Annotated in this window: 23 protein-coding genes; 14 read left to right on the forward strand and 9 right to left on the reverse strand. The window is 72.0% G+C overall.

What is annotated here, in order from left to right; genetic code table 11:
• The first annotated feature begins 102 nt into the window (after nucleotides 1-102).
• The 9 genes from ACYVK7_RS25080 (at nucleotide 103) to ACYVK7_RS25120 (ending at nucleotide 10,011) form a co-directional block, all read left to right on the forward strand.
• Entirely contained in the window at nucleotides 103-1,701 is a 1,599-nt protein-coding gene (locus ACYVK7_RS25080) for an acyl-CoA ligase (AMP-forming), exosortase A system-associated (RefSeq protein ID WP_460890456.1), read from the forward strand.
• Complete coding sequence (locus tag ACYVK7_RS25085; protein ID WP_460890457.1) at nucleotides 1,698-2,942, forward strand: pyridoxal-dependent decarboxylase, exosortase A system-associated; 1,245 nt, start codon at nucleotides 1,698-1,700, stop codon at nucleotides 2,940-2,942. Before ACYVK7_RS25080 ends, ACYVK7_RS25085 begins: the two co-directional genes overlap by 4 nt.
• Nucleotides 2,943-2,964: 22 nt before the next feature.
• Entirely contained in the window at nucleotides 2,965-3,270 is a 306-nt protein-coding gene (locus ACYVK7_RS25090) for an acyl carrier protein (RefSeq protein ID WP_460890458.1), read from the forward strand.
• A gap of 15 nt (nucleotides 3,271-3,285) precedes the next feature.
• Nucleotides 3,286-3,915 (forward strand): acyltransferase, encoded by a 630-nt coding sequence (locus ACYVK7_RS25095; RefSeq protein ID WP_460890459.1) that lies wholly within the window; start codon nucleotides 3,286-3,288, stop codon nucleotides 3,913-3,915.
• A 331-nt stretch (nucleotides 3,916-4,246) separates the two neighbouring features.
• Nucleotides 4,247-5,821, forward strand: a complete 1,575-nt coding sequence (locus tag ACYVK7_RS25100; protein WP_460890460.1) for a sugar transferase — start codon at nucleotides 4,247-4,249, stop codon at nucleotides 5,819-5,821.
• 88 nt (nucleotides 5,822-5,909) lie between these two features.
• Nucleotides 5,910-6,548, forward strand: coding sequence for an arsenate reductase/protein-tyrosine-phosphatase family protein (locus ACYVK7_RS25105; protein WP_460890461.1), 639 nt, complete (start codon nucleotides 5,910-5,912; stop codon nucleotides 6,546-6,548).
• Between the two features lie 59 nt (nucleotides 6,549-6,607).
• The gene (locus tag ACYVK7_RS25110; RefSeq protein ID WP_460890462.1) at nucleotides 6,608-8,188 is read left to right on the forward strand and encodes a tyrosine-protein kinase domain-containing protein; all 1,581 of its coding nucleotides are present in this window, start codon (nucleotides 6,608-6,610) and stop codon (nucleotides 8,186-8,188) included.
• Nucleotides 8,172-9,290 carry a glycosyltransferase family 4 protein gene (locus tag ACYVK7_RS25115; RefSeq protein ID WP_460890463.1) on the forward strand — a complete coding sequence of 373 codons (1,119 nt, stop codon included), beginning with the start codon at nucleotides 8,172-8,174 and terminating at the stop codon, nucleotides 9,288-9,290. The genes ACYVK7_RS25110 and ACYVK7_RS25115 overlap by 17 nt, the downstream gene beginning before the upstream one ends.
• Before the next feature lie 73 nt (nucleotides 9,291-9,363).
• Entirely contained in the window at nucleotides 9,364-10,011 is a 648-nt protein-coding gene (locus ACYVK7_RS25120) for a LysE family translocator (RefSeq protein WP_460890464.1), read from the forward strand.
• On the opposite strand, the gene ACYVK7_RS25125 is transcribed toward ACYVK7_RS25120, so the two are convergent.
• The 4 genes from ACYVK7_RS25125 to ACYVK7_RS25140 all read right to left on the reverse strand — a co-directional run bounded on the left by ACYVK7_RS25125 (nucleotide 10,008) and on the right by ACYVK7_RS25140 (nucleotide 16,400).
• Nucleotides 10,008-11,276 carry a hypothetical protein gene (locus tag ACYVK7_RS25125; RefSeq protein ID WP_460890465.1) on the reverse strand — a complete coding sequence of 423 codons (1,269 nt, stop codon included), beginning with the start codon at nucleotides 11,274-11,276 and terminating at the stop codon, nucleotides 10,008-10,010. The two genes, ACYVK7_RS25120 and ACYVK7_RS25125, sit on opposite strands and share 4 nt — an antisense overlap.
• Entirely contained in the window at nucleotides 11,273-14,557 is a 3,285-nt protein-coding gene (locus ACYVK7_RS25130) for a PKD domain-containing protein (protein ID WP_460890466.1), read from the reverse strand. Before ACYVK7_RS25130 ends, ACYVK7_RS25125 begins: the two co-directional genes overlap by 4 nt.
• A gap of 152 nt (nucleotides 14,558-14,709) precedes the next feature.
• Nucleotides 14,710-15,396, reverse strand: a complete 687-nt coding sequence (locus ACYVK7_RS25135) for a hypothetical protein (RefSeq protein WP_460890467.1) — start codon at nucleotides 15,394-15,396, stop codon at nucleotides 14,710-14,712.
• 59 nt (nucleotides 15,397-15,455) lie between these two features.
• Nucleotides 15,456-16,400: a glycosyltransferase family 2 protein gene (locus ACYVK7_RS25140; RefSeq protein ID WP_460890468.1), complete on the reverse strand. Its 945-nt coding sequence runs from the start codon at nucleotides 16,398-16,400 to the stop codon at nucleotides 15,456-15,458.
• Nucleotides 16,401-16,490: 90 nt separating this feature from the next.
• On the opposite strand from ACYVK7_RS25140, the gene ACYVK7_RS25145 reads away from it, so the two are divergent.
• From ACYVK7_RS25145 to ACYVK7_RS25165, 5 genes are all read left to right on the forward strand, one after another.
• Nucleotides 16,491-17,510, forward strand: coding sequence for a glycosyltransferase (locus ACYVK7_RS25145; RefSeq protein WP_460890469.1), 1,020 nt, complete (start codon nucleotides 16,491-16,493; stop codon nucleotides 17,508-17,510).
• Nucleotides 17,507-18,817, forward strand: a complete 1,311-nt coding sequence (locus ACYVK7_RS25150) for a lipopolysaccharide biosynthesis protein (protein WP_460890470.1) — start codon at nucleotides 17,507-17,509, stop codon at nucleotides 18,815-18,817. Before ACYVK7_RS25145 ends, ACYVK7_RS25150 begins: the two co-directional genes overlap by 4 nt.
• A gap of 37 nt (nucleotides 18,818-18,854) precedes the next feature.
• A complete protein-coding gene (locus tag ACYVK7_RS25155; RefSeq protein ID WP_460890471.1) occupies nucleotides 18,855-19,874 on the forward strand; it encodes a glycosyltransferase family 4 protein in 1,020 nt (339 codons plus the stop codon).
• Nucleotides 19,875-20,056: 182 nt separating this feature from the next.
• A complete protein-coding gene (locus ACYVK7_RS25160) occupies nucleotides 20,057-20,278 on the forward strand; it encodes a hypothetical protein (RefSeq protein ID WP_460890472.1) in 222 nt (73 codons plus the stop codon).
• 26 nt (nucleotides 20,279-20,304) lie between these two features.
• Nucleotides 20,305-20,640 carry a hypothetical protein gene (locus ACYVK7_RS25165; protein ID WP_460890473.1) on the forward strand — a complete coding sequence of 112 codons (336 nt, stop codon included), beginning with the start codon at nucleotides 20,305-20,307 and terminating at the stop codon, nucleotides 20,638-20,640.
• A gap of 42 nt (nucleotides 20,641-20,682) precedes the next feature.
• On the opposite strand, the gene ACYVK7_RS25170 is transcribed toward ACYVK7_RS25165, so the two are convergent.
• The 5 genes from ACYVK7_RS25170 to ACYVK7_RS25190 form a co-directional block, all read right to left on the reverse strand.
• Nucleotides 20,683-21,597 carry a glycosyltransferase gene (locus ACYVK7_RS25170; protein WP_460890474.1) on the reverse strand — a complete coding sequence of 305 codons (915 nt, stop codon included), beginning with the start codon at nucleotides 21,595-21,597 and terminating at the stop codon, nucleotides 20,683-20,685.
• Nucleotides 21,598-21,697: 100 nt separating this feature from the next.
• The gene (locus ACYVK7_RS25175) at nucleotides 21,698-22,144 is read right to left on the reverse strand and encodes an adenylyltransferase/cytidyltransferase family protein (protein WP_460890475.1); all 447 of its coding nucleotides are present in this window, start codon (nucleotides 22,142-22,144) and stop codon (nucleotides 21,698-21,700) included.
• The gene (locus tag ACYVK7_RS25180; protein WP_460890476.1) at nucleotides 22,141-22,872 is read right to left on the reverse strand and encodes a CDP-alcohol phosphatidyltransferase family protein; all 732 of its coding nucleotides are present in this window, start codon (nucleotides 22,870-22,872) and stop codon (nucleotides 22,141-22,143) included. Before ACYVK7_RS25180 ends, ACYVK7_RS25175 begins: the two co-directional genes overlap by 4 nt.
• A gap of 13 nt (nucleotides 22,873-22,885) precedes the next feature.
• Nucleotides 22,886-24,139, reverse strand: coding sequence for a DUF1972 domain-containing protein (locus tag ACYVK7_RS25185; protein WP_460890477.1), 1,254 nt, complete (start codon nucleotides 24,137-24,139; stop codon nucleotides 22,886-22,888).
• Nucleotides 24,140-24,247: 108 nt separating this feature from the next.
• Nucleotides 24,248-25,423: a glycosyltransferase family 4 protein gene (locus tag ACYVK7_RS25190; protein ID WP_460890478.1), complete on the reverse strand. Its 1,176-nt coding sequence runs from the start codon at nucleotides 25,421-25,423 to the stop codon at nucleotides 24,248-24,250.
• Nucleotides 25,424-25,519 lie beyond the last annotated feature (96 nt).

The raw sequence follows: 25,519 nt of genomic DNA on the forward strand, positions 1-25,519 counted from the left end.
CCCGAATTGCTCTGCGCCACATATTTGTTCACCCGTGCTCCGGGACCATTCACCCTCTGACGGCCTGCCAGAAATGACGGCTGCCGCCGTACCGTGAACTTCGTGACGACCTCCATCCATCAGCACGTGGAGCACCAGGCCCGGATCAGACCCGACGCCCCCGCGCTGTCCCTCCGGGACTCGACGCTGACGTACGCAGAGCTGTGGCGTGCCGCGCGACAGGCGGCGGCACGGCTCGCCGGGCTCGGCGTGTCCCGCCACGACCGGGTGGCGGTCTACCTGGAGAAGCGGTTCGAGACGGTGGCCGCGCTCTGGGGCACCTCGGTGGCCGGCGGAGTGTTCGTCCCGGTCAACCCGCTGCTCAAGGGCGCGCAGGTGGCCCACGTCGTGCGCGACTCCGGCGCCCGGGTGCTGGTCACGTCGGCGAGCCGGCTGGCCGCCGTGCGCGACCGGCTCGCCGGTACCGGACTCACCGTCGTGCTGCTCGTGGACCAGCCGGACGGCCCACCGCTCGCGGAGGACCTGCCGGGGATCACCGTGCGGCACTGGACGCCGGCCCCGAAGGCCGAGGGACAGCTCGTCGACATGCCGGCGGGGCCCGACACCGACGTCGCGGCGATCCTGTACACGTCGGGCAGCACCGGGGCGCCCAAGGGCGTCGTCCTGTCGCACCGCAACCTGATCGTCGGCGCGACCAGCGTCTCCGGCTACCTGCACAACACCGTCGACGACGTGCTGCTCGCCGTGCTGCCCCTGAGCTTCGACGCCGGCCTCAGCCAGCTCACGACCGCGTTCGCCGTCGGCGCCCACGTGGTGCTCCTCGACTATCTGCTCCCGCGCGACGTCACCGCCGCGTGCGAGCGGTACGGCGTCACCGGGATCACGGGCGTACCGCCGTTGTGGACGCAGCTCGCCGCAGCCACGTGGCCGCCCTCCGCACGTTTCGCACTGCGGTACTTCGCCAACACCGGCGGGCGGATGCCGCAGGCCCTCCTGCACGAGCTGCGCACCGTGTTCCCCACGGCGGCGCCCTACCTGATGTACGGGCTGACGGAGGCGTTCCGCTCCACGTACCTGGACCCGGGCCAGGTCGATCGCCGGCCCGACTCGATCGGCCGGGCCATCCCGAACGCGGAGGTCCTGGTGCTGCGGCCGGACGGCACGCCGTGCGCCGCGGACGAGCCGGGCGAGCTGGTGCACCGCGGCAGCCTGGTCGCGCTCGGCTACTGGAACGACCCGGAGCGGACGGCGGAGCGGTTCCGTCCGGTGCCCGGGTACGACGAACCCTGGCGCGCCGTCCCCGAGCCGGCCGTGTGGTCGGGCGACACCGTGGTGCGGGACGCCGAGGGGTACCTCTACTTCGTGGGCCGGGCGGACGAGATGATCAAGACCTCCGGGTACCGCGTCAGCCCCACCGAGGTGGAGCAGGCGGCCCTCGACACGGGCCTGGTGCGCGAGGCCGTCGCGCTCGGGGTGGCCGACTCCCGCCTGGGCCAGCGGATCGTGCTGGTCGCGGCGACGCCCGGCACGGCGGTCGAACCGGTGGACCCCGACCGGCTGCGCAAGGAGATGCGACAGGCGCTGCCCGCCTTCATGGTTCCCGCGGAGATCCGCCTGACGGCGTCCCTGCCCCGCACCCCCAACGGCAAGCTCGACCGGACCGCGATCCGTGACCAGATCGTGACGCGGGTGACCCCGTGACCGCGCAGCCGCTCACCGCCCCGCATCCGGCCGTCGCCGCCGTGCCCGTGTCGGGCGACGAGATCCTCGTGGGCGGGGTGCCCCTGGGGCGCCTGGCCGCCCGCGTCGGGTCCACACCGTTCTTCGCCTACGACCGGCAGCGCATCACCGACCGGGTGCACGAGGTCAGGGCCGCGCTCGGCGGCGCGGTACGTCTCGGGTACGCCGTCAAGGCCAACCCCATGGCTGCCGTCGTGCAGCACCTGGCCGGGCTGGTCGACGCCCTCGACGTCGCCTCCACCCGGGAGATGCACACCGCGCTGGACACGGGCACCGGCCCACAGCACGTCAGCTTCGCCGGCCCCGGCAAGACGCCGGACGAGATCCGGTCCGCCGTCGCGGCAGGCGTCCTCATCGAGCTCGAGTCGGAGACCGAGGCACGCCGTGTCGTCGCGGCGGGTGACGAGCTCGGCGTCGTCCCCCGCGTCGCGGTCCGGGTCAACCCCGACTTCGCGGTGCGCGGCTCGGGGATGCGCATGTCCGGCGGCCCGCAGCAGTTCGGCGTCGACGCCGAACAGGTCCCCGACCTGCTCGGCCACCTGGCGGCGACCGGCGTGGACATGGCGGGCTTCCACGTCTTCGCGGGATCGCAGAACCTCGACGCGGAGCTCGTCGCCCACGCCCAGCGCGCCACGGCCGAGCTCGTCGTCACCCTGGCCGAGCACACGCCCGGGCCCGTGCGCTACGTGAACCTGGGCGGCGGCCTGGGCATCCCCTACTTCCCGAAGGACCGGCCGGTCGACCTCGGCCGGGTGGGTGAGAACCTCGCGACCGTGGTCGGCGAGCTGATCGCACCCGCGCTGCCCGAGGCCGACGTCCACATCGAGCTGGGCCGCTACCTCGTCGGCGAGGCCGGCTGCTACGTGACCCGCGTGATCGACCGCAAGGTCTCGCGCGGACGGACGTACCTCGTGGTCGACGGAGGGATGCACCACCAGCTCGCCGCCTCCGGGAACCTCGGGCAGGTCATCCGGCGCAACTACCCGGTGCTCGTCGGCAACCACATGGCGGCGCCCGACAGGGAGCAGGTGACGGTCGTCGGCTGCCTGTGCACCCCGCTCGACCTCCTGGCCGACGACGTCCAGCTCCCCCCGGCGGAGCCCGGCGACCTGGTCGCGGTGCTCCAGGCGGGCGCCTACGGCCTGACCGCCAGCCCCACCGCATTCCTCAGCCACCCGGCGCCCGCCGAGGTGCTGGTCTGACCGCCCTGACAGGAGAGACGTGATGAGCAGCGACGTGACACATGACCCGGCCGGCACCGTGACCGGCGACGGCGCGGGCGAGATGCCGCTCGCCGACGTGCTGGACGTGCTCGGCACCACCCTCGGGATCGAGGAACGCGTCGGCACGTTCGACGCCGCGACGCCGCTCTTCGGCGCCCTGCCGGAGCTCGACTCGCTGGCGGTCCTCGAGCTGCTGACCGCGCTCGAGGACCGGTTCGGGATCACGGTCGACGACGACGAGCTGACCGGCGGGCTGCTGGAGACCGCGGGCAGCCTGCACGCGTTCGTCCGCGACCGGGCTCGCTGACCGGCCGAGGCCACCATGACCATCGACGAGCACCGGACGCGCGTCGAGGCGTCGGCGGACGTCGACGAGCGAGCGACGATCAGCGCGGGTACCACCGTCTGGCACCTCGCCCAGGTCCGGGAGAACGCCGTCGTCGGCGCCGGCTGCATCGTGGGGCGCGGAGCCTACGTGGGGCCGGGTGTGCTGCTCGGCGACGGCTGCAAGCTGCAGAACTACGCTCTCGTCTACGAGCCCGCCGTGCTCGAGGACGGTGTCTTCGTCGGACCTGCCGCCGTGCTGACCAACGATCTGTACCCCCGAGCCGTCACCCCGGACGGCAGGGTCAAGACGAACGACGACTGGCAGGCGGTCGGCGTCACGATCAGGACCGGTGCCGCCATCGGCGCCCGGGCGGTCTGCGTGGCCCCGGTGACGGTCGGCCGGTGGGCCACCGTCGCCGCCGGCGCGGTCGTGACCGCCGACGTGCCGGACTTCGCGCTCGTCGCGGGCGTGCCCGCACGGCGCATCCGCTGGGTAGGGCGAGCCGGAGTACCGCTGGAGCGGGTCGGTCCGGACAGGTGGCGCTGCCCCTCGACCGGCGACGAGTTCACGGAGGCGGACGGCGTGCTGAGCGAGGCATCCTCGAGCACTTCCCTTCACGGATGAAGCGCATTTCGCCAATCTTTTTCATAGCGATCGGCGATCGCGGATGAAAAACTTTAAAGACCTTGTTCGACCCATTTTTTCGCCCATTTCTTACCACGGGTGAACCGCCGGGTGAACCGTCGGGTGAAAGGGCTCCAGCAAGGCGACAGCACTTCTTTCGGCTTTTATCATTGTGTACAGGAAACCATGAGCGCCAGGGGCGGAACCCGCCCCGGATCGGCCTTATCAGGGCTGGATGCCACAGTCCCATCACCTTATGGCACCGTGCCGTGCCGCAATTGCGCGCGCTCGACGACGCGCAATTCTTGCCCGAGGTAAGAAAGGATTCGATGTGGCGAGCCAGACGATCGGCGGCGGATTCGAGATTCACCCGACGGCAACCGATGCCCGGTTCAGGATCCGTTCGGCCCGGGGGCTGCACAGCATTCGTGCGTCACATGCCCTGCCCCCGTGGCAGAGCTGGTATCGCACGCGGCTCCGGCTCACGGACGCGACCGTCGTGGTCGGCGCGGTGGCGGTCACCTACCTGCTCGATGCCGCGCTGACGGCCGGCTCCTCGGGCCACTCGGGCCCGGTCGCCGTGCCGGCGCTGGTGGCGCTGGTCTGGGTCGCGGCGCTGGCGGCGGAAGGCTCCTACGACCCGCGGATCGTCGGCCACGACCTCACCGAGTACCGGCGAGTCCTCGGCGCCACCTGGACGTCGGTGAGCGTCCTCGTCCTCATGGCGTGGCTCACCAGCCTGGTCGAGGTCCGGGAGGCACTCGTGCACGCCATCGCGTTCCCGCTGGGGCTCGCGGGGCTGATCACGTCACGTTACGCCTGGCGGCGGTGGGTGCTGCGCACCCGACACCGCGGCGCCGGCTGCATGACGTCCGTCCTCGTCGTCGGCCATCGGGAGCGGGCCGAGCGGGTGATCCGTCTGCTCAACGACTCGCCCGAGCAGGGGCTCGTCGTGGTCGGCGCCTGCCTACCCGCCGACGAGGCGCCGTCCGACGGTGACCCACGGACCGACCGTCAGCAGACGCGTGACGCCGTTCGCGGGGACCTGGTGGGCGGCGTCCCCGTCCTCGGTGACCTGTCCCGCGTCGGCGAGACCGCGGCCCTGGTCCGCGCGAGCGCCGTCGCGGTGAGCGCGTCCGGCCGGATCACGGCCGAGGTGGTCCGGCGGCTCGGCTGGCAGCTGGAACGGGTGGGTGTCGACCTCATGCTCACGGCCGAGCTCGCCGACGTCGAGGCCTCCCGCGTCACTGTCTCCCCGGCGTCGGGGATCTCCCTGCTGCACGTGGCCGCACCCCGGTTCGACGGGCACAAGTTTCGTGTGAAACAGGCGATGGACTGGGTGCTCGCCGCTCTGCTGACGCTGCTCCTGCTCCCGGCGCTGGTCGGCGTGGGACTCGCTGTCGTCCTGACCAGCAAGGGTGGCCTGTTCTACCTGTCGGAACGGGTGGGGCGCGACGGCCGGATCTTCCGGATGGTCAAGTTCCGCACCATGCGGGTCGGCGCCGACCGCGAGGTGCCTGCGCTGGCCGCCGAGAACGAGGCCACGGGTCCGCTGTTCAAGATGCGCACCGACCCTCGCGTCACCCGGGTGGGCCGGGTCCTGCGCAGATACTCCCTCGACGAACTGCCTCAGCTCTTCAACGTCCTGGGCGGGCACATGAGCCTGGTGGGTCCCCGGCCCGCCCTGCCCCACGAGGTGGCCGCCTACGAGGAGCGCATGCGGCGCAGGCTCCTGGTCAAGCCCGGCATGACGGGGATGTGGCAGGTCTCCGGCCGGTCGGACCTGCCCTGGGACGAGGCGGTGCGGCTCGACGTCTACTACGCCGAGAACTGGACGCCGTTCCTCGACCTGGCGATCCTCGCGCAGACGACCCGTGCGGTCGTCTCGGGCCGAGGCGCCTACTGACCCCTCGGCGGCACCAAGGGTGACGTTCGGGTGAAAAGGTGCCGATCGGCTACTACCACGACATACACCACGGCATGCTTGGTTCGCTATGGCGACGACCATTCTTGCGGTGTGCACGGGGAACATCTGTCGTTCCCCGGCCCTCGCGCGCCTGCTCACGGCGCGCACCGACGACACCGTCGAGATCGCCAGCGCCGGTGTGCGGGCGCGGGTGGGCGAGCCTGTCGCACCCCGCATGGCGAGCCTCCTGCAGGCGCGCGGGCTGGACACCGGTTCGTTCGCCGCTCGCCAGCTCACTCCCGCGATGATCCGTTCCGCCACCGTCGTCATCACGATGTCCCGCGCCCAGCGCTCGGCGGTCGTGCGCGCGGTACCCGACGCGGTACGGCGCACGTTCACGCTCCTGGAGCTCGCACACGTCCTGAGCGCCTCACCCGGGCCGCGCACGGCGACGGACGACGCGAGCCGGTGGGCCGCGGTGCCGCAGCTGGTGAGCCTGGAACGCCTGAACCACTCGGCGAGAAGCCGGGACCTCGACATCGCGGACCCGTGGGGGCGCAGCGAGAAGGCCTTCCGTCGTGCGTTCGAACAGATCAGCACGGCGACCGACACCGTGTGCGGCGTGCTCGGCACCGGTCGGCAGCCCTGGCTGCTGAGCCCGCCGACCCCCCGTACCGGCGTGCCGCTCGCACAGCCACGGCACTCGTCACCACCGGGTCGGCCCTGAGCCGCACGCACAGCACCGCACACGACAACCGGGTCACACCGACAACAGGGAGGCAGGGCGTGGAGCTCGCCGAGTACGCGAACGTGCTGCGACGACGCTGGCCGGTCATCGTCGGCTCGGCCCTCCTCGCGGCACTTGTCGCTCTCGGCTGGGCCTGGACGACGCCGCCGACCTACACGGCGACGGCCAAGGTCTACGTGTCGCTGAACACGGGCGAGTCCACCAGCGACCTGCTGCAGGGGTCGACGTACGTCAAGAACCTGATCGAGTCCTATGCGGCGCTCACCGACATGCCGGTGGTGCTCGACCCGGTCGCCGACGACCTCGGCCAGGGGGCCACCGGCCGCGAGCTCGCCGAGGCCGTCTCCGCGGACTCGCCGCTGAACACCTCGATCATCGAGATCAGCGTGGTCGACGGCGCCGCGGACCGTGCCGCCCAGATCGCCGACGCGGTGGCGCAGCAGCTCTCCGACACCGTCGTGGACCTGTCGCCCGCCACCCCCACCGGCGGCCAGTCCATCGCGGTGACGGTCGTGTCGCCCGCTGAGGTCCCCCAGTATCCGTCCGCCCCGCGGACCCGCCTCCTGACGGCGGCGGGCGGAGCCGCGGGACTCGCGCTCAGCATCGCGATCGTGCTGCTGTGGGCCGTCCTCGACACCCGGATCCGCTCGACCAAGGACCTGGAGACGGTGTCGCAGGGTACTGCCCTGCTCGGCTCGATCCCGGTGGTCAACCGCAAGGCCGCCCAGGTCCTTGCCACCCAGGATCCGCTGAGCACGCGCGCCGAGGCATACCGCCGGGTCCAGACGAACCTGTCGTTCGTCGACGCGACCACGCCCGCTCGGGTCCTCGTGGTCACCTCCAGCATCCCCGCGGAGGGCAAGTCGACCACGGCCATCAACCTCGCCTCGACCTTTGCCGAGAGCGGCAGCCGGGTACTGCTGATCGACGGCGACATGCGCCGCCCGTCGGTAGCGCCCACCCTGGGGCTGGAGGGTGCTGCCGGGCTCACGACCGTTCTGGTCGGCAGGGCCACCCTGGCCAACCTGGTGCAGCACTACGGCCCCGGGCCGCTCGACATCCTGCCGCTCGGTCCCATCCCGCCCAACCCGCACCAGCTCATCGCCTCTGACGTCACCCGCGACCTGATCGCCGCCGCACGCTCCGCGTACGACGTGGTCGTCATCGACGCCCCGCCGCTGCTGCCCGTCTCGGACGCCGCGGTCCTGTCGACCATGGCCGACGGCGTGGTCGTCGTCGTGGGTGCCCGGCGCGTGCGCCGGCAGCAGCTCACCCAGGCGCTGCGCGCGCTCGCCGTGGTCGAGGCCCCGGTCCTCGGTCTCATCCTGACGTTCGCGCCCCGGTCCGGACCGGGCGGTTCCTACTACGGCTACCGCACGACCCAGCGCCGCTGGTCCAGCATCCTCCCGGGCAACCGGGCGCACGACCCGCTCGACCTGCCGTCGACCACCGGCGCGATCAGCGTCGTGCCCGGCTCCGGCAACCTTCGCCGGCCCGGCAGCGCCCCCGGTCCTGGCGGCGTGCCGGGACTGAGCAGCGGGCCTCGTCCGGAGGTATCACCCCGGCCAGGTGTCGCCGTCGGCTCCGAGCTCGGACAGGCCGATGAGCGAGCAGAATGACGTGCGGACGCGTGCCGTCCGCGTCTACAAGACGCTCCGTACCGCGCACCTCGAGCGGGCGCTGGAGCTCGCACCGGCCGACATCCTGTACCAGGAGAGCCGCTACGACTTCGACGAGGGACTCGTCGCGCAGGTGCGGCCCCGGCAGGTAGGCGACCTGCGCTGCGCGTGGCTCGTCGCCCGGAACGGGTACACGACGGTCGAGATCAACGAGCCCGCCGCCGTCGACTGCGTGCGCCGGTCCGCCGCCGTGCTGGCCGGCGTGCTCGTCAGCGACCTGGTCCGGCGCCGCCGCACCCAGGTTGTGACCTACGCTATCGGCAACATCGACCCGCACACCCTGCCGCAACCCACGCACTGGTGGCCCCGGCTCGGCAGGCGCCTGGACCTGGTCCTCGCCCACCGGGTCTGGCGGCGCGTCGACCGGGTCGTCTTCGGCACCCGGACGGCACGGCAGCTCTACGGGACGGTCTTCGGCATCGCCGAGCGACGCGGACCGAGCTGGACCACCCTGGAGGCGCTCCCCGCCGTGTGCGGCTGCCTGGCCGACGGCGACAAGCTGACGGGCGGCCTGCTGTTCCTCGGCGACCTCTCACGGCGCAAGGGGTTCGACTCGGTCCTGACCGCCTGGGCCACGGTGCGGCGCCGGGTACCCTCCGCGAGCCTCACGGTGGTCGGGCGCGGCGCGCTGCTCGACGACGCGTACGCGGCCGCCCGTGCGGACGACCGGATCCGCGTGATCGCCGACCCGCCACGCGAGGTCGTGCACACGGAGCTGCGCCGCGCCTCCGTCGTGGTGCTCCCGTCCCGCCGACAGGGCGCCTGGCGCGAGCAGGTGGGGCTGCCGATCGTCGAGGGTCTCGCGCACGGCTGCACCATCGTCACGACCGACGAGACCGGCATAGCGGACTGGCTCACGCGGAACGGGCACGGCGTGGTGCCGGCCGGCTCGGTGGCCGAGCTGCTCGCACCCGCGCTCACCGAGGCGGTGACCCGGCCGATCGACCCGGCGACGGTGCGCTCGTCGCTGCCGGGCCAGGACTCCCGGCTGGAGGCGGACGCGTGGCTGTTCGCGCGCGAGGTCGTCGCGACAGGGACGTAGCCGGTCCTCGCGCCAGGCTCCTTGCCCGGCCAATTGTCTGGACCGGCCCCGAGCCCGTCGCTACCGTGACGCCATGCCCACCGGCCCTCAGCTCGCGGCTTTCCTCGCGGCGTCCGTCGTCTTCATCGCCCTGCCCGGACCCAGCGTGCTGTTCACGATCGGCCGCGCCCTGACGGTAGGACGCCGGGACGCGCTCCTGTCGGTCACCGGCAACGCGCTGGGCCTGCTGGTCCAGGTGGCGTTCGTCGCGGTCGGTCTGGGCGCGCTGGTCGAGGCATCCGCGACCGCGTACACCGTGCTCAAGCTGGTGGGCGCCGGATACGTGATCTATCTGGGGATCCAGGCGATCCGGCACCGCGCCGACGCCCGGCTCTCCCTCGCCGCACCGGACAAGGCGGTCGCCACGAGCCCGTGGCGGGCCGTCTGGGCCGGGTTCCTGGTGGGCGGGACCAACCCGAAGACCATCGTGTTCTTCGCGGCGTTCCTCCCGCAGTTCATGAACGACGCCGCACCCGCGACGCCGCAGCTGCTGTTCCTCGGGCTGCTGTTCGGCGTCCTGGCCCTCTGCCAGGACTCGATCGTCGCGCTGCTCGCGAGCCAGGCGCGCACCTGGTTCTCCCGCGACCCGAAGCGGCTCGACCACCTGAGTGTCACCGGCGGGGTCGCCATGGTGGGCCTGGGCGGCGGGCTGGCGCTCGAGGGCACCGTCATCAAGGTCTAGACGGGAGACGACGCCGGCGGGCCGGGCGCGCGCGCCACCAACGGGGCCAGCAGCCCCACCCCCAGCACCAGCGTCGTCAACGACGTCTCCGCCGGGGAGAACAGCAGGTCCCACATCGCCTTGATGCCGAGGAACAGCACGAGTGCGGACGCCGAGCGCGACGTCGTGAGCATCGCCACCCGGCTCACGAAGAAGACCGCCAGGACCACTGCGAGGGCAAGTCCCGCCAGCCCGTACCAGGCCCAGAGGTCACCGAACACGGAGTGCAGCTCGATGCCCGCGCCGAACAGGTAGTTCTCCACGTAGCCGTTGTTCGGGTCGTAGCCGAGACCCGCCATGCCGGACTTGGCGGCCTGCAGGTCGTGCATGGACGGCATGGTCCCACCCCCGAACCCGGCCGGCTGGGCCCCCATGAGCGCCGCCGTGGCCCCGAGCTCCGGCCGCCCGCCCGCGATCAGCGTTCCCGAGGTGTCGAGCTGCAGCAGCGTGCGCTCCCTGGCCTCGTCGCCCATCGCGCCGTCCAGGATCGCCGCCTGCAGGGCGAAGTAGGTGCCGACCGCCAGCATGCCCGCGAACAGCACCGTGCGAAGTGCGGCACCCCGGGACGTCCTCGGCCTCTTCATCGACTGCCACACGACGAGGACCAGGACGAGGACGAGCGTCGCCGCACCCGAGCGGGCGCTGCTGAGCGCCGAGACCCCCGCGAGCGCCAGGAGCGCGATCACCTCGACCCAGCGGGACCGGGCCCGCATCGCGAACGCGAGGACGATCACCGTGATCGGCAGTGCGAACCCGAACTTCCAGGGGCTGACGGGGAACAGCTCGGAACCGGGGTTGACCGAGAGCAGCAGCCCCGCACCGAACAGCACTCCGATCCCCCAGTCGGGCAGGAGCTTGCGCGCCCAGAGGATCCAGCCGATCCCGAAGGCGAGCGTGACCAGGAGGAATGCCGACTCGAGGAACGCGACCCGGGAGAACTCCCGGGTGCCGGACATCCAGGCGGACAGGGCGGCGTCGCCGGCGAGGCTCGCGACGATCAGGGAAAAGACGGCGACCGTCCACCGGGAGCTGCGGATGCTGCCCAGCCACAGCGGGAGAAACGCCCCCACGAGCATCGTTCCAGCGGTCAGCCCGAGGTAGAGGTCCAGGTCGAGGCCGACGAGCAGGATGCCGAGCCCGGCCAGCCCTACCGTGACAACGGCCCAGCCCTCCCGCCCCTCGGGGGACGGGAGGGCCTGGGCCGGCGCGGGAAGGCTTGACGTCACGGCGTGGGCGGCCCCGCCCAGAGGTCGTCCAGTCGTACGACGTTCGCACCCGTGGTGACGCTCCCGGCAAGGGTCAGCGCGTACCCGACGCCGCCGGCGTCCTGCAGCTCGGGGGTCGAGTCGGTGGCGGTGAGCTGCCAGTCGGCGGGCTCGGTGGAGCCGTCCTTCCACACCTTGCCCTCGACCGTGGTCGGCGACGAGCCCGTGAGGCGCAGGCGTACGGCGAGCCGCTCTCCGGGTGTCACGCTGAGTCCGGCGATGTTCGCGGCGGCCAGCGTGGTCTCACCCGACTGGAGGGCGACGAGCTGCAGCTGGACCGCACCGGTGGACTTGACCCAGACCTTGGCGCGGTACTCGCTGGAGAACCCGCCGGTGCGTCCGACGAGGGAGACGAACGTGCCGCTGCCGTCGGAGATCTCGTCGAGCGAGAGCACGCCGGTGACCTCGACGTCCGTCGCGGACACGTCGCGTAGCTGAGCCTTCGTGTTCGCGCCCGGCGCGCCGAGGGTCATGGCCCCTTCACCATCGGCGACGGAGTAGGCCGACGCCGAGCCGTAGAGCGTCCAGGGCCCGCCGACGGCGGCCGCACCCCAGCCGTCGGTCACGGAGCGCGCGAAGTCGTCGGTGGCGAACTCGGTGGGCGCGGAGGCCTCGACCTGGACGGTGTCCTGCGCGGTGGCGCCCTCGTCGTCGGTCACCGTGAGCGTGACGGTGTACGTGCCGGGCGCCGCGTAGGTGTGGGTCGCCTCCTGGCCGGTGCCCGTCGTGCCGTCGCCGAAGTTCCAGGCCCAGGACGCGATGGTGCCGTCGGGGTCGGTGGAGCCGCTGCCGTCGGCCGTGAGGGCGAAGCCGTGGATGGTCGCCGCCGCGTCGGCGACGGGCGCCTGGTTGGGGCGGCCGCCGTTCGTGGCCACGGTGTAGTGGTCCAGCACCTTGGCGGCGGACAGCACCGTCGGGTAGATCGCGACGTCGTCGATCGCCCCCGTGTACCGGTCGCCACTGAACAGCGAGCGGTTGGGCCAGCCGCTCAGGGTGTCGGCGCCGATGCGCCAGTAGCCGTCGTAGGCCTGGCCCCGGGTGACGTCGGCCCGGTCGGCGACCCGGACTCCGTCGACGAAGAGCTGCATGCCGCCCGGCCCGAGCGTGCCGACCACGTGGTGCCAGTCGCCGTCGTCCACCCGGCCGGGGGACCGGAGGGTCTCGCGCCCGCCGTCGTTCACGCCGAACGTCAGCCGCCCGCCGGAGTCGACGTAGAGCAGCCGGTCCGTCGAGCTGGAGGTACCGGTGGCGCTGTTGTTGTTGCCGAAGCCGACGATGCGACCGCTGCCGCTGCCGCGGATCCAGGTCTCGACGGAGAACGTGTCGGGCCCGGCGACGCGCTGTGTCGCGGCGAGGCGGCTCGACGAGGAGTTCCGGAACGTCGCGGCGGTGTTCGGGTCGCCGGTGATCGCCCCGGTGGTGCCGAGCTGGACGCTGGTGGGCACGGTCAGGTCCTCACCGCCCGCCCAGTCGTAGGTGCGGGTGGACCCGCTCGGCTCACCCAGGCGCCACAGGTGGGTCGCCCCGTCCTGCACGGCGGTGTCCGCGTAGTCGCTGCGCGGAGCGTCGGAGACCGTGGCGTTGACCCACTCCGACTTCTTGACGTTGCCCCACGGGTCCGTGACGGTGAGGCGGTAGCGGTGCTCCGAGCCGGCCGCGAGGCCGGTGTCCTTGGCGGTCCGCTGCACGGGCTTCCAGAACGTGGCGGCGATGGTCTCCTCGAAGACCGGATCCGTCGCCTCGGAGTCACGGTAGATCCGGTACGTGAGCGCCGCGTCGTCGCGGTCCCACGTGGTGGTCAGGTCGAGCCGGACGGTACCGGCAGCGACCGACGCCACCGTCGGGTTGAGGGCGGCACCGGAGTCGATCGGCCCGGACTCGTTCGGGGCGATGCTGCGCTTGGCGTACCGGACCAGACCCTGCTGTCCCACGCCGTTCACCCTCGGGAACTCACCGCCGTACAGCACGTAGTCGGCGTTGCCGGTCACGGTCCAGGTGGCCTGGTTCTGACCGCTGTACGAGCCGATGTCGGTGCGCGGGTACCAGGTCAGGAGGTCGGGACGTGGCGTGCCGGGGTGGTCCGGGTAGCCGTAGATGTCCTTCGTGTTGGTGCCGCGCACCTCGTCGGTCCAGGCCGTGGAGTGGTAGTACGACCAGGGGTTGGTCTGGGGGAATCCACCGCTGTTCCCGCAGTAGTGCTTGTGGCTGGCCGTGTAGACGACGTTGCCGACCGGCGCCACGTCATAGGTGTCGCCGTGGCAGTCCTCAAGCCAGATCAGCGCGCCGTCGTTCCAGCCGACCTTGAAGGTGCCCTCGGTCGTCCCGCCCTTCCCGAAGTGCCAGCCGACGCCGTACCAGCCCTCCTCGCCGTCGGTCGCGAGCCGCATGACGCTGGAGCTGTCCCCGGCGTTCCGGATCCGCGAGTTGACCGGCAACGGGCGGTTCGCGCCGGTAGCCGCATCGAGCCAGGCGATGCCGTAGGCATTGCCTGAGTCGGAGTTCACGGACGTGAACGTTCCCGAGATCACGACCGACTGCTCGTCCGGCGACACGACGATCGACTGGACCTGCCGGTCGTCCACGACCGGCACGAATTCCGGCACGAGAGCACCGTTCGACGCGTTCATCGCCGCCATGCGGTAGCGCGTGGTGTTGTTGACGCCCGTGAAGTACCCACCGGCGTACACGGTCGTGTTCGTGGCGGCCACGGACTTCGTGTTGCCGTTCATACGGGGGGCGAACGAGGTGTTCAGGGTGCCGCTCGGCAGGTTGAACGCCGCGATGCGGCTGCGGGCCACACCGTTGACCGTCGTGAAGTTGCCGACCGCGTAGAGGCGGGTCCCGTCCGGCGAGGCCGCCAGGTCGGTGACGTTGCCGTTGAGCGTGTGGTTGAACGACGCGATCAGCTCGCCGGTCGTCAGGTTGTACGCGAGCAGGTGGGTGCGCGGCACCAGGTTGGTGCCCGGCGCGGCGCCCGCGGGACGGGCATTCTGGAACTCGCCGCCGACGTACACGGTGTTGCCGACGATGACCTGCTGCCACACGATGCCGTCGATCTGCACGGTCGGCAGGGCGTCGGCGGACACGGTGGCCGGGTCGGCAGTCGGCTCGGCGACGTCGGTGGCCACCTGGGCGACCTCGGTGGCCGCTGCCACGGGGATGGCGACGAAGGACGTCACCACGAGAGTGATGCTCGCCAGAACGGCGGAGAACCGCCGGCCGGGCAGAGTGCGATGGGACACGGAAACCTCGCTGGGGAGACATGGACCCGCCGGACCGCTGAGCCGCCGGACGATCGATATGGACCTGTAGGACTGACCGCGCAACACGCTAATAGCGGACACGAGCGTCGGCGCGTTCGGCACGGGGTGAACTCTGGGTGATCTCGAATGCCTCAGGCGCCCGTGAAGATCGCTATCGCCTTGCCGATGCCCGCATCGACCTCGAGCTCCACCTCGTCCTGGAACTCGGGCGGGACGCTGAAGACGAACGCCGCACCGGCCGACCCGTCGGCGGCGACCTCCGGTTCGAACGCCTTGCCACCCGGTTTGAGCAGCGGCGCGGCGGGCGTGCGGTCGGGCCCGTAGTAGGCGTTCACCACGACCGTCCGCAGGTCGAGCACCTTGCCCGTGCCGTTCGTGAGCTCCACGGCGAACCGGAGCGCCGGCCCGCCGACCTCGCCGGGAACGTTCGCCTCGCCGGTCACCTTCTGCACGGACGGCACCGTCACCGTGACTCCGGGCTCGGGCGTCGCCTCGGCGCCGAACGGCGCAGGGTCCAGGGTCTCCCGCGCCTCGGGGGCCGCAGGCCGGTCGGTCTCGGCCCCGTCCTCCGACCCGGCATCCTGCGAGGCCGCCGGTGCGGAGTCGTCCTGGCTCGGCGTGCCGGCCTCGGGCTCGGCCGGGTTCCCCTCGTCCTTCAGGTCAGCGGCAGTCGCGGTAGGGCTCGCGGACGGGGCGCCGGCCGTCGCCTCGGCGTTCGACCGCAGCGTCACCACCGCCACGACGGCGGCGACCGCCAGGACCAGGGCGACGAGGGCCACCACGAGCCGGCGCCGGGTGACGAGAGGGGAGGCAGACATGATCCCGGAGCGTAATGGCGCGGCGTGGCGCTCCGCCCGCGTTCGCGCGGAGTTCACCCCTACCGGGCGTACGGCAGCAGCACCCGTCCGAGGCTCGCGAGCAGCTCGCCCCGAGACCGTGCGAGGGCACGGCGGCCGCGCGCGTCGCCCGCGACATCGCCGCGCGGCACGGCCAGGGTCACCTGCAGCGACCCGAGCACGCCGCGGGCGATCCCGGTCGCGAAGGTGCGCGCTCGCAGGGCCGCACGCCGCCCCCGGCCTCGCGCGAGCATGAGTGCCACACGCGCCGACGCGTTGGCGAGCCCGGCACTGCGGGCGAGGAGATACCGCCGGGTGAGCCGGTCCGCGGGCACGACGTCGGACACGACCGCCTCGGCGCACCAGACGATGCGCCCGCCTGCTGCCGTCAGCGCGCTCGTGAAATGGGTGTCCTCACCGCCCGACAACCCGAGAGCCGGGTCGAACACCAGGCCCGCGCGCCGGACGACCCGCAGGTCGAGCAGGAGGTTGTTGGTCGCGGCGACGGCGATCGTGGTCCCGGTCGCCAGCCCACGGCGATGGGCCCGGTCGTAGAAGCCCCCGGCGAGGACCCATGGCTCGGGCTCGACCGTGTACCGCGACATCACCGGACCGGACACGGCCGCGGCGCCCGTCCGCCGATACGTGGCGTGCAGAGCACGCAGCCAGCCTTCGTCAGGCACCTCGTCATCGTCCACGAAGACGAGCAGGTCCTGATCGCCCGATGCGCGCAACGCCCGGTTGCGCGCGGCGGAGATTCCCGGCTCCGGCTCGACGACGGTAGCCGCGCCGAGCCCTGCGACGGCGGCGGCGCCCGTGCCCGCCGCGTCGTTGTCGACCACCAGCACGCTCGTCTCGACCCCCTCGAGGCGCCGTGCCAGGTCGGCCGCCTGCTCGACGAGCACGGGGACAAGGGCAGCGATCCGGTCCGGGCGGCGGTACGTGAGCACGGCGACGACCAAGCGCTCCGGCCTGACTTCACCCACCATAATCACCCCTTCCAACGCCCCACGACGGCTGATCCGGCAGTTACCGTAGCGTGGCCCGCCCCCAGATCGTTCGGAGAGTCGCGACCCGTGCAGCAGGTTCACCCGCGCGTCCTGGTCTCGAACCGCGAGCCGCGCAGCACCACCAACCCGTACATCACGATGCTGACCAGGGCGCTGCGTGAGACACCTGGCCTCGAGGTCGTCACCTTCTCCTATCGGGCAGCCCTCCTCGGGCACTACGACATCGTGCACCTGCACTGGCCGGAGACCATCCTCGGGCAGGGCGGCCGACGACTGTCCGGCCGCCTCGTGCACGGGGCCCTCACCGCGCTCCTCCTGCTCCGGCTGACGTTCACCCGCACGCCCGTGGTCCGCACGATGCACAACGTCGAGCTCCCGGCCGACGCGAGCAGCGTCCAGCGGCTCCTCCTGCGCTGGTTCGACCGTCTGACGACCCACCGGATCCTGCTGAACGAGCGCACCGAGTGCCCCGGACCGAGCACCACGATCCCCCACGGCCACTACCGCGACTGGTACACCGGCCCACGCTCCTTGGTGGTTCCCGGCCGGCTCCAGTACGTCGGCCTCGTCCGGCGGTACAAGGGGGTCGAACGCCTGGTCGAGGCGTTCCGGTCCGTCCGGGACGGCTCCCTGACGCTCGGGATCTCCGGCGCGGCGTCCGCGCCAGGGCTCGCGGCCGGCATCACCGCGCTGGCCGACGGCGACCCGCGCGTCACCCTGCGCTTCGGCTTCCTGCCCGACGACGAGCTCGTCGCCACCGTGACCGGCGCGGAGCTCGTCGTGCTGCCCTACCGGTTCATGCACAACTCGGGCACCGTCCTGGCCGCGCTCTCCCTCGACCGGCCGGTCCTCGCCCCGGACACCGCGGTCAACGCCGACCTGGCGGCGGAGGTCGGACCCGGCTGGATCCACACCTTCACCGGGGACCTGACCGGCGAGGACCTCGAGTCCGCGCTGGCGGCCGCGCGCGAGCCCCGTGCCCCCTCCCCCGACCTGAGCGCCCGCGAGTGGGACGACGCCGGCCAGGCCCACCTCGCCGTCTACCGCACGGCTCTGTCCCGCGCAGGGTCCGGGGGGCGTGGGTGACCAAGGCCCGTCTCGGCTCCCCCTGGCGTTCCGTCGGCAACAGCGCGATCGTCCAGGTGGCGGTGACCGGGCTGTCCGGGCTGCTCGGCATGGTCACCGCGCGCCTGATCATCGAGCAGTTCGGCGTCGCCCAGTACGCCCAGTACGGGCTCCTGACGTCCCTGCCCGCACTGATCCCGTTCGCGGACCTGGGCGTGGCGGCCGTGGTCGTGAACGCCATGGCCTCGACCGACCGGGCCGATACCGACCCGGTGGTGCGCAGGACCCTGACCAGCGCCTTCCGGGTGATGCTGTGTTCGGGCCTCGTCATCGCCACGGTCGGCGCGCTGCTGGGGCTGCTCGGCTGGTGGCCGGTGCTGCTCGGGCCCGGCCTCCTCGACGGCGGCGCGGCCACGGCGACGGTGTGCGTCATGGTTCTCGGTCTGGCCCTGCCGTGCGGCGTCGGCGCCCGGATCATGGTGGGGCTGGGCCGCAACGCCCTGCAGATCGCGCTCACCGGGTTCACCGCGCCGCTGGTCATGGCGGGCGTGCTCATCGTCCTGCTGGCGGGGGACGGCGCGGGCACGTTCCTCGCCGTCGCCTCCTACGCCGCGGCGGCGGTCGTGGCCGTGGTGCTGCTGATCACCGCGTCCCGCCTGGTGCGGCCGCAGGTCGGGGCCGCGTTCCGGGACGTGCCCCGGCTCCGGACGGTCCCCGGGGTCCCCGTGTTCGACACCGCCTGGCCCATGCTCGTGCAGATGGTCTCGCTGCCGATCGCCATGCAGACCGGCCGGATCCTGCTGAGCCACCAGGGCACCCCCCTCGACCTCGCGCGGTACAACCTCGCGTCCCAGCTCTTCGGCGTCGTCCTCGCCGCGGTGGCGACGGCAGGGGTCGCGCTGTGGCCCCACTTCGCACGAGCCCGGAGCCAGTCCGTCAAGGCCTCGCCGTTCCGGGCCACCGTGGTGTTCGTCGTGGCCGGCATCGTGCTGGCGCTGGTCCTGACCGCGCTGCTGCCCGTCTTCGTACCGCTGGTGACGGGCGGCGAGTTCGGGCTCAGCCTGTCGCTCGTCGTCGCGTTCGTCGTGTTCACGGTGCTGCAGGCCGCCAAGTACCCGGTCGGCATGTACATGACCGACGGGCCCGGCCTCAGGGCACAAGTGCTTCCGATCGTCCTCATGATTCCCCTGAACCTTGCCCTGACCTGGTGGTCCATCCCCCACCTCGGAGCGGCCGGCCCGGTGTGGGCGACGTCGGTGTCCGTGCTGGTGTGCCAGGTGGTCCCCAATGCGCTGTGGGTGCGCCGGTCCATGGCGCGGCAGGCGTGACCCCGCAGCCGACGACAGACACGGACGAGGAGAACTGATGGCCGACATCTCAGTCGTCTTCCCCCAGGGGCGGGGTGTCGCCCGCTGGACCGAGCGTGATGCCGAGAGCCCCGTTCCCGGCCGCTGGCCGTACGGCCTCGACCGGCTCGCGTCACCGGGACTCACCCTGACGGACCGCGAGGTCCGGCCGGCGTCACGGCTCGCCACCCGGGCCTACGCTCGCGGGCTGCCGCTGCCGGCGTTCGGCGGGCCGCAGCTCGATGTCGCGCTCACCTGGGAGGAGTCGCTGGCCGTCGCCATGCGCTCCCAGGTGCGGGCGCGCCGCCACGCCTGCGGCGTGATCTGGGCGACCGACACCGTCGCGGTGGGCGCGTCCGGCCCGGCGGTGCTTGCAGCGCGGACGGCTCTGCGTGGCATGGACGTGCTCTGGACCCTCGCCCGCCCGCAGGTCGAGCGGGTGGAGTCGTGGCTGGGTGACGGGCACCCGCCCGTCCATCACCTGCCGTTCGGCGTGGACACCGAGTTCTACGCGCCGTCGGACCACCCGGACCAGCCGCTCGTCTCGAGCATCGGCGGCGACCGCGACCGAGACCCGGCCACGCTGTACGCGGCGCTGGAGATCGTTCTGCGTGCCCGGCCGGGCACGAGGGTCGTCGTCGGCTCCAAGAGCCCGCTCCCGGTTCCCGCGGGCGTCGAGCGCCACGAGTTCATCCCCCACGACGAGGTACGCCGGCTGTTCGCCCGCTCGTCCGTCGTCGCCGTCGCGACGCGTCCCAACTGGCACGTCTCCGGCATGACCGTGGCCCTGGAGGCGGGGGCGTGCGCCCGGCCCGTCGTCACCTGCGCCACCCCGGGGATGGACGACTACGTGGTTCCGGGCGAGACGGGCGAGCTCGTGCCGCCGCAGGATCCGGAGGCCATGGCCGCGGCGGTCCTTGGCCTGCTCGACGATCGTGATCGGGCCGCACGCCTGGGCCGGGCGGCGCGAGAGCACGTGGTCAGGAACCACTCGACGACCGTCATGTGCGAGGCGCTGCGGGCCATCGCGTTGGGCTGACGTGTCTTGTTGCCCAGCCCAGCCCGTAGTAGATTCGACTACGTGGGTGAACAGGGGCAAGTGAACCGGGCCTCGGGGTGCCGGACTGGAAACATCGGGCGGACTACATCCGCACACGGTCGACACGAAAGGGCTCAGCAGGGGAGACGAACATTGAGCCGGAGTGGGCCGACGAGGCATTCGTGGACCCAGCGGCCCTGTTCTTCAGTCCAAACCCGGCTTCGGAGAAAGGCAGGTCCGACCGGACGATCGGCTGGTCGGAGAGCGCAGGATTCCTCGTCACAGTGATTACCGTGCGGGAGGGTACGAAAGTGTGGGGCGCTAACGCATGGAAGTCCAACGACGTCGATCAGCGCCATTACGAGGCCGATGGGGCCACGTTCCAAGGCGATCCGGCGCATTGAACAAACCAGGCCACGGAAGGACGATCATGAGTGAAGAGCCAGGCATCGAGGAATTGCTGGACGACGTCGGCGACGAGTCCGAAGCACGCCGTCACGACTCGCTGCCCGACGACGCCGTCGGCTCGCGCAAGCGAGGAGACTCTGCGCCCCGGGTCCTCTCGGTCCGGCTGACCGCCGACCAGTACGAACACCTGGTGCGGGTTGCGACCGCCAGAGACCTGCCAGTATCAACGATGGCCAGACTGGCGATACTGGAGCACCTGGACGCCGCTGCCCGGCCTGTGTCGGCTCCGGTCGACCTGACGGCGGTCACCGCTGCGCTGCGGGAGGTCATCCGACCTGAATTCCTCAGGGCCGGCTGAGCTCATCGGGCGGCCTCGTCACGTCCGCCCATTCCCACTGCGTCACCGCATACCCAGGGCCTCCACGACCCCCCGCGCCACCCCGCGCCACGGCCCGACACCCTCGACGAACTGCCGCCGCCCACCGCGCAGCGCGACGGCCCACGCCGCCGGGGCCAGCGAGCGCCGCCACCGCCGCACCCCGGCCGGGCCGAGGTTCTTGCGCGCGAACAGCATCCGGTTGCGGATGTCGTACCGGTAGTACGTCTCGCTCTTGGCCCGGCCGGTGGACTCCTGGGTCCCGCCCTCGTCGTGCACCACGTGGGCGTCGTCGACCACCTCGAGGCGTGCGCCGAGCGTCGTGGCCCGCCACGACAGGTCGACGTCCTCCCAGTAGAGGAAGTAGTCCTCGTCGAAACCGCCGATCTCCTCCCAGAAGGCGCCACCGACGGCGACGCACGCCCCGCTGAGCCACGGGACGTCGTCGGGTGACCTGCGCCGGCCGCTCATGGTGCCGTCGGACAGGTGGAGGTAGGTCAGGCCGCGCGAGTAGACGCTGCCGTCGGGCCGGTGGATCACGGGGGCGACGAGCACCCGCTCCCCCGCGCGCGCTGCCGAGGCGAGCGCCGTCAGCCCTGCCGGGTCGGTCCAGGCGTCGGGGTTGAGGAACACGAGCACGCGGGAGCCGGCCGCGAGCGCGTGCGCCGCGCCGAGGTTCGAGCCGCCGCCGAACCCGACGTTCCTCGCGGGGGTCAGTAGGTCCCAGCCGTGGTCGGCGGCCAGGCGGGTCACGGCCGTCCGCTCCGCCGTGTCGCTGAGGCTGTCCACGACCACCACGCGCACGCCGCTGTCGCCGACGGTGCGGGGCAGGTTGGACGCGAGCAGGTCCGAGGAGCCGTAGTTGACGACGATCACCGCCACGTCGTCGAGCGCGGTCGACTGCCGCACGCCGGCTCCGCCGTCATTCAGCGAAGTCACCGTGGACGCTCGTGCTTCGACCTGGAAACGTGCTCGGGCAGACCGCGGCGTTCGTCCTTGTTGACGGGAACGATTCTGCCTTGCACAGATGGCACCCCGCTCACCGCACCTCGCTCCTGCCGGTCACATCGCCCTCAAGCAGCTCCAAAGCGCGCCGCAGGACCGTGCTCGAGGTGTGCACCGTGTACGGGAAGTACACGACGTCGACCCCGACATCGGCGAACCTGCGCTCCAGGTCACGCCCCTTGGCTGTCCCTTTCCAATCGTCGCCCTTGAAGAACACGTCGAAGGGCCGCCGTCGCCAGGTCTCGATCTTGTCCGGCTGGGTCTCGACGAACACCTCGTCCACGTACACGACATGGCGCACGATCTCGGCCCGCTCGATCACGGGGACCACCGGACGACGTCCCTTCGCAAGCTCCAGCATGTCGTCATCGACCACCCCTGCCACCAGGTAGTCACAGTTGCTCCGGGCATGCCGCAGGACGTTCAGGTGGCCCACGTGGAACATGTCCCAGGCGCCCGGTGCGTAGCCGACGACGTTCACAGCTCGCGCACCTCGCGAAACCACTTGACCAGGGCGAGTGCCAGGAACGCAGTCGTGCAGACGGTGATCGTCGCGTACACCGACAGGAAGACGGTGGGCGCCCCGAGCAGCAGGAAAGTCCAGCACAGCACGCCGTAATCGGTGGGAAGCACCAGGACGGACCGAAGCCACGGGAACCGGCCGTCGGTCGGCGCCTGCGACTGCACGCCGTGCGCCCGGCGGATCTGGTCGGTAAGGATCATTGCGAAGAACAGGACGCTGCTGGTGATCGCGGAGACAAGGGGGACGAGCAGCCAGGCCGGCGCCACGACATCGTGCACCGCAAGGCCTACCGCCAACGCGAGCGGGAGGGTCACCACCTTTACCGCGTCGACTGCGTGGTCGAGCCATTCGCCCGCCGGGCTGCCGAGGCCTGTCAGGCGTGCTACCTGCCCGTCGGCCGAGTCCCAGGCGTAGCCGAGGACGAGCAAGACGGCTACGGCAGTGCCCTGACCCCACGACGGCGGCAGCGCGATCAGCAACGCGATGCCGCTGAAGGTGAATAGCGCGCTCACGCCCGTGACTGCGTTCGGGGAGAGCCCCGCCCGGTATGCCGCCGCCGCGAGATACCGTCCGATGCGGCGGTTCACAAACCGGGAGTATGCCGGGGCTCCGCGGGCGGCACCCTTCTGCGCCGTGCCGAGCCGGGCGAGCACCTCGCCGTACGGCTCACGAATGGCTGTACTCATCAGACCTGACCCCTCAGGATCGCTCGGCGGGAATGTCGGCGGGAGCGGCTGCCGACTGGTCCACCGCCGGCACGGTTGGCGCGGACCAGGCCCACTGCTCGGCGTGCTTGCGACGAGCGAACGGCTGAGGGCCGGGCGTCGTGCGGGCGGCGAGGTCGTGGGCGAGCTGCTCGTACCCGTCGGTGACGGCGTCCCAGTCGTACGTGGTGGCGCGTTCGGCGAGGGCCTTGCCCCGGTCCGCGCAGCCGGCGACGTCGTCCTCGGCCTCGGTGACCCGCGCGCCGACGTCGGCGGGGGTGCGGAAGTACCGCCCGGCGGAGCCGAGCACCTCGCGGTTGAACGCGACGTCGTACGCGGCGGTCGCCGTGCCGCCGCCGATCGCGCGCAGCAGCGAGGGGTTGGTGCCGCCCACGGAGTGCCCGTGCAGATAGGTGAGGGCGCCCACGTACAGCTGGTCGAGAAGGCTCTGGTCCCACACACCGCCCAGGAGGCGCACCCTGGGGTCGCCCGCAGCGAGCGCGGTGATGCGCTCGGTGTACTCGTGCGCGTAGGGCGCGGATCCGACGACGACGAGCGGGCGGACCGCACCGCTCGCCACGTACCCCTCGACGATCACGTCGACGTGGTTCTCCGGTTCGAACCGGGCGACCACCAGGTGGTAGCCGCCGGGCTTCAGACCGAGCTCGGCCAGCCGCTCGTGCCCGACGCCGCTCAGGTCGGGTGCTCCGTAGGTGATGAGCCGGCTGTCCGCGTCGTACTCGTCACGGTAGTAGTCCGCGATGCCCGGTGCGTCGGCGATCAGGGCGTCCGAGAGTCGGACGGCCGCCGTCTCGGCGGCACGGTAGTACCTCCGGCCGGTCGGTCCCCACTTGGCGCGACGCCATTCCAGTCCGTCGACGTGCGTGGCGACCGGGATGCGCACCCCGCGCAGCACCGGCAGCAACGGCGCGTTGGCGGCGTTGAACACGAATGCGACATCGGCGCGCCGCGCCGCAAGGTGCGCGACGGACAGCGCGGTGTGGCTCAGCGTCTCCAGGGAGCGGCGCCGCAGGGCCGGCAGGGTGACGAGCTCCATGCCCAGGTGGTGGGTGAGGGGCGGCGCGGGAGCGTCACGCACCGTGAGGCCCCGGCGGCAGTAGACCCGGACCCGGTGCCCGCGCTCCGCGAGCCTCGCCCCGATCTCCTCCACCGCCGTCTCGAACCCTCCGTAGCGTGCAGGGACACCGCGGGTACCGACCATCGCGATGTGCAGGGTTCTCGGGGGCATTCCGGGAGCGTAGATCGACCCAGATGCGCAGAACAGCCCAGGACAGCCATTTCACCCACATAAGGCAGTCTTTGTGCGCTGTGGCACATCTAGCAGGTATTGCGTTTTTTAACCCACCTGACGCTTCGTGCGCACGAACCGGACGACCCGGCGCCTGCTCACCAGCAGCCGTCCCATCTGCGCGCGGTACCGCTGCGCCCCGAACCGCTCCGCCGCGTCCTGTCGCCCGGCGTCCGCCATGGCGGAGGCACGCGCCGGGTCGTCCAGCAGCGCGGCGACCGCCTCGCCCAGCGCCGCCGGGTCGTCCGGCGGTACGAGCAGACCCGTCTCGCCGTCGTGGACAATCTCGGCCAGCCCCTGGGTGCGGCTGGCCACCAGGGGCCGCCCCGCGAGCATCGCCTGTACGGCCACGTTCCCGAACGGCTCGACCCGGGACGGCACGACGACGACGTCCGCTCGCGCGAACCACACCCACGGGTCCGCGTACCCGACGAGCTCGACCGCGCCCGCCAGGTCCTCCTGGTCGGCCCGTGCCCGGAGCTGGTCCTCGAACCACTCGTAGCCGGCGAACACCGACCCGCACAGCGTGAGCCGCACGTCCCGACCGGCCCGGCGCAGGCGAGCCACCGCCTCGAGCGCGACGTCCGAGCCCTTGCGTGGCGACAGGCGGCCGACCAGCACGACGTGGGCCGCGTCGGCAGCCGGGCCACCGTCCTCCACGGACGACGAGGCGCCGAGCGGCGGTCCCGGCACCCCGTTGTAGACGACCCGCGTCCGCCGGCTCAGTGCGGGGACGGCCGACACGACCACGTCGCGGGCCGCCGCCGAGTTCACCACGACGTCGCGGGCAAGCAGCAGCGGGGCCGCCAGGCCGACGCGGACCACCCACCGCGCGTCCGCCTCCGCCTCGTGCACGTGGCACACGGGTGCGGCCCCGGCGAGCCGGGCGGCGACCAGCCACGCGGGGATCGTGAGCGTGTTGACCAGCACGGTGTCCGGTCGGAGACGCCGGATCAGCCGCACCATCGGGCCGAGGGCGCGGAGCGTGCGGCTCCCCAGCGCGACGACGCCGCGCGGCGTGAGGTGCGCCTTGCGCAGCACCGGTACGTCGAGGGTCTCCACGCGCGCGCCGACGTCGCGCATCCGCTCGGCGAGCGGCCCCTCGCCCGGCAGCAGCACCACGACGTCCGCGCCCGCGTCGAGGCAACCGACCGCCGTCTCCACGAGCTGAAGGTCGGAACCGTAGAGCTCCACGGAGGCGTGCGCGAGAAGAACCGTCGTCATGACCGCCAACTGTGCCAGCCGGAAGCCGCACCGGAGGCGCGCGGCCGGGTGATCTCCGGCCGCCGCGAATTCAGGGTGAAAAATCGGTCCTTCTCG

Source organism: Promicromonospora xylanilytica (assembly GCF_054782895.1).